At 77.0% G+C, this 4,002-nt stretch carries 2 protein-coding genes and 1 pseudogene; 1 reads left to right on the plus strand and 2 read right to left on the minus strand.

Features of this window, described 5'->3' with window-relative positions:
- Positions 1-2,384 (minus strand): serine/threonine-protein kinase (locus E1284_RS39245; RefSeq protein WP_131945206.1); only part of this gene is annotated, 2,384 nt, incomplete at its 3' end.
- Positions 2,381-3,598, minus strand: a complete 1,218-nt coding sequence (locus E1284_RS39250) for a coiled-coil domain-containing protein (RefSeq protein WP_243715016.1) — start codon at positions 3,596-3,598, stop codon at positions 2,381-2,383. The genes E1284_RS39245 and E1284_RS39250, both read right to left, overlap by 4 nt.
- Before the next feature lie 217 nt (positions 3,599-3,815).
- On the opposite strand from E1284_RS39250, the pseudogene E1284_RS39255 reads away from it, so the two are divergent.
- A pseudogene (locus E1284_RS39255) lies at positions 3,816-4,002 on the plus strand (WYL domain-containing protein); the annotation flags it as partial.

A 4,002-nucleotide genomic window follows, 5' to 3' on the forward strand; every position in this document is an offset into this window, starting at 1 on the left:
GTCTCGGTGAGCGGGGCGCCGAGCAGCGACCCGCCCTGCGACCCGCCCTGCGACCCGCCCTGCGACCCGCCCTGGGAGCGGGCCTGGGAGCGGCCGGCCCCGCCGGGCCCGGCGAGCAGCCAGTCGAGCGCGGCCTCCAGCACCTCGGCGGCGAGCCGGTCGCGGCGCTCGGCGTCCAGGTCGAGGGCGGCGAGCCGGTCTCCGGCGGCGACCAGTTCGGCCGCCGACAGCTCGGCGGGCGGGCGGCCGCGCACCGCCGTCGCCACCGCCGCGACCTGCGCGGGCACGTACCGGATGGAGATCCTCGGCACCGAGTCGAGCGCGGCGACCGCCGCGGCCCGGTCGCCCGCCGCGAGATGCACGCGGGCCAGGCCGAACGCGGCGTTGAGGTAGCCCTGGTCGGTGCGCCACACCGTCTCGTAGAGGCGGACCGCGTCGGCCGGCGCCGTCCGCTCCCGGCAGTAGGCGAGGGCCAGCTTGGGCGCCGCCTCGCCGGGCAGCAGCCCGTACATCCGGTCGAACAGCGGCCCGGCCTCGGCCGTCCGGCCGCGGGTGAGCAGCCCGACCGCGCGGTACCAGCCGACCCGCCAGTCGCCGGGGCGTTCGGCGTCCAGCTCGTCGAGCAGCGCGCCGGCCTCCTCCGCCGCGCCCAGCTCGATCTTGACGCGGGCGAGCGCCAGCCGGACCTCGGGGGTGCGCGCCGGCGCGTTCGCCGCCGCCTCCGCGACCTGGGCGGGCTCCAGCGCCGCCAGCCCGGACACGAACGCGGCGGCCGGGTCGGTCCCGTCCACCAGCGGCACCGGCAGCGCCGCCGCGGCCACCTCCGGCGGGACGGGCGGCAGCGCCTGCCCGTCCGCCGCCCCGCCCGCCATCCGGGTCGTGAACCGCTCCGGCCCGAACAGCCCGGACGGGGCGGGCCGCGGGTCGCCGTCCTCGGCGGCGAGCACCTCCCGCAGCACGCCGGTGAGCTGCTCGGCCATCTCGGCCGCGTCCTGGAACCGCTCGGCCGGGTCGGCGTGCGTCGCGCGCAGCAGGAACCGGTGGAACGACTCGAACCGCTGGAACACCGGGACGTCCTCGCGCGGCGGCAGCGAGTGGACGTACGTCCTGGTGTAGCCCCGGAACGGGAAGCTCAGCACGGCCAGCGCGCGGCCGACCGTGTACAGGTCGGAGGAGACGGACGGGCCGTCGTCGGCGATCTCGGGCGCCTGGTAGCCGACCGTGCCCCAGATGGCGCCGTCCGGGTCGTCCAGCCGGCGGACCCCGCCGAGGTCGATCAGCCGCAGCTGCTCCTCGGACTGGATCACGTTGTCCGGCTTGAAGTCGCAGTACAGCAGGCCCTGCGCGTGCAGGTACTCGAACGCCCGCAGCGCCTCCAGGCCGTAGGCGATGGCCTGCGCGAGCGGCAGGTGGCGCTCGCCCGGCGGCTGCGGCTGGCGCAGCAGGATGTCCTTCACCGACTCGCCGCCGACGTACTCCATGACGATGTAGCCGTCGCCGTCGTGCTGGACGAAGTTGTAGATCTTGACGATGTTGGGGTGCTCGACCTCGGCGAGGTAGGCGCGCTCGGCGGCCGCCGCGGCCATCGCGTCGGCGTCGCCGCTGTCCAGCAGGCCCTTCAGCACCACCCAGCGGTCGCTGACGTTGCGGTCCTTGGCGAGGTAGATCCAGCCGAGGCCGCCGTGCGCGAGGCAGCCGAGCACGCCGTACTGACCGCCGACGAGGTCGCCGGGGGCGAGCTTCGGGGTGAAGGAGAACCGGGCGCCGCACTTCGGGCAGAAGCCCTCGGTCAGGCCGGGCCGGTCGCCGCGCCCCCGGCCGACGGGGTTGCCGCAGCTGCTGCAGTACCGCTTGGCCTCCGCGACCTGCGGATCGCTCATCACCGCGCTCGAGGGGTCCCGGTAGGGGACGCGCGGCACCTCGACCAGCCCGGCGCCGAGCATGCCGCGGCGGCCGGACGAGCGCGACGACCCGGTCCGGGTGCTCCCCGTCCGGGTGCTGCCCGTCCGAGTGCTGCCGGTGCGGGTGCCGCCCGACGTGCCGCCCGTGGACGTCGTCGCGACCCGGGACGTCCGGGCGGGCGGCGAGCCGCACACGTCGCAGTAGCCGTCCATGATCGTCCCGGTGCAGCCCGCCTGGGCGCACGCGTCGGCGGGCGCCTCGGCGGCGGGGCGCGGGGCCGGCACGCTCGGCGCGGCGGCGTCCGGCGGGTTGCCGCAGACGTCGCAGTAGCCGTCCGAGATCGTCCCGCCGCACCCCGGCCGCGCGCAGCCGCCGGGCGATGCCGGCGGCGCCGGGGTTGCGGGAGAGGCCGCCACGCCGCATACGACGCAGTAGCCGCCGTCGACGGTTCCGCCGCAGCCCGGCTCGGTGCACCGACTCATCGTTCCGCTCCCTCCGCCCGCGCCATGATGGCCCGCTGGTATCCCGACAGCGACACGGTCGCCTTCCGCAGATCGCAGGGCGAGGTCCACAGGAGCTCGCGGGCCTGCTCGTACATCCGGGCCAGCTCGGCGTCCTCGGCGTGCCCGAGCCGCGCGGCCTTCACCCGGTAGGCCTCCAGCCGGCCGCGCAGCTCCTCGCGGCGGTCCAGCAGGCCGCGGACCACGCCCGCGGTCTCGCGTGCCCGCTCCAGCGCCGCGGCGGCCGCGCGCTCGAGGCCGGCGACCCGCTCGGCCAGCTCGTGCCAGCCGCCGCGCGCCGTGCCGCCGAGCGCGGCGAGCCGGTCGGCGAGGCCCGCCGCCATGTCGGGGAGGTCGGGCAGCGCCGGGGAGGCGATCTTGGCGAGCACCTCGTCCCGGACGGCGCGGGCCTCCGCCTCGGTCTCGCGCAGCAGCTCCACGACCCCGGCGATCGCGTGGATCCGGTCGGCGTACCCGTCGCGCAGCCGCTCCGCCTCCGCCAGCGCGCGGCGCACCCCGGCGAGGCCGGTGCGGACCGCGTCGAGCCGCGCGGTGTCGGCGCGGCCGTCCCGCGCCAGCGCGAGCGGGTCGCGGCGGACGACCGCCGCGACCGACTCCAGCTCGGCGCGCAGCCGGTCGAGTTCCGGGTCGGTCCCGCCCAGGGACGCCAGCAGCTCCTCGGCGGCCCGCCGCTCCGCCTCGACCTCGGCGAGCCGGGACAGCAGCGTCGACCAGACCGCGTCGAGCGCCGCGACCGACCGCGCGACCTCCTCGTACAGCGGGGTCATCCGGTCGACCGCCGCGCGCAGCGTCAGCCGCTCGCCGGACGGGACGGCCAGCAGCGTCCGCCGCTCCAGCGGGACCTCCCGGACCGGCAGCTCCACCGACGGCCCAGCGAGCAGCCGGCCCAGCTCGGCGAGCTGCGCCTGCCCCGGCCTCGGATGGCGGGCCCGCAGGTCGCCGGCGGCGTCGACCGCACGCCCGTACAGGTCGAAGAGCGTCCACAGGGAGGCCATGCGGGACCGGACGCCCGACTGCACGCGCAGCGTCTCGCCGGTCAGCGCCGCGCCCTCCAGCAGCTGGTACCCCTGGTGGGCCTCCAGTTCGAGCAGCGCGCCGGCGATGCGCTCCTTCTCGTCGCGGAGCCGTGCCAGCGCCCGGTCGGCCTCCTCGCGGCTCATCGGGGGACCGGTCACGCGCGCGTCACTCAACGCCGGTCCGCGGTTGACCCATGTTCGCCCCCGATTCCCCCGAATAGAGCACGTTTTGGAGCCTCAGTTTTCCGCATGCACGGGCGCCTTCTCAACCGCTGGTCGATCTTCCCCGCCCGGCGGCCCCGCCGTGCGTCACGCGACGCGATCCGGCCGCGCCCGAAGGGTGGGAAATGTCAGTGTTCGAACGTATGATCGAACCATGGCGAACGTTGCGACGCACCCCCAGACCGCGCCCACCGCGCCGGCCCCGCTCAGCGCGGCCGAGATCGCCGCCCTCGCGCTCTCCCTCGCGCACCTCGGCACCGGCCCGCAGGCCACGACCGCGCGCCGCGCCCTGCACGCCCTCCTCGACGCCACCCCCCACGACGACGTCGTCACCACCACCC

It is taken from the genome of Actinomadura bangladeshensis (assembly GCF_004348335.1).
Classification (GTDB): domain Bacteria; phylum Actinomycetota; class Actinomycetes; order Streptosporangiales; family Streptosporangiaceae; genus Spirillospora; species Spirillospora bangladeshensis.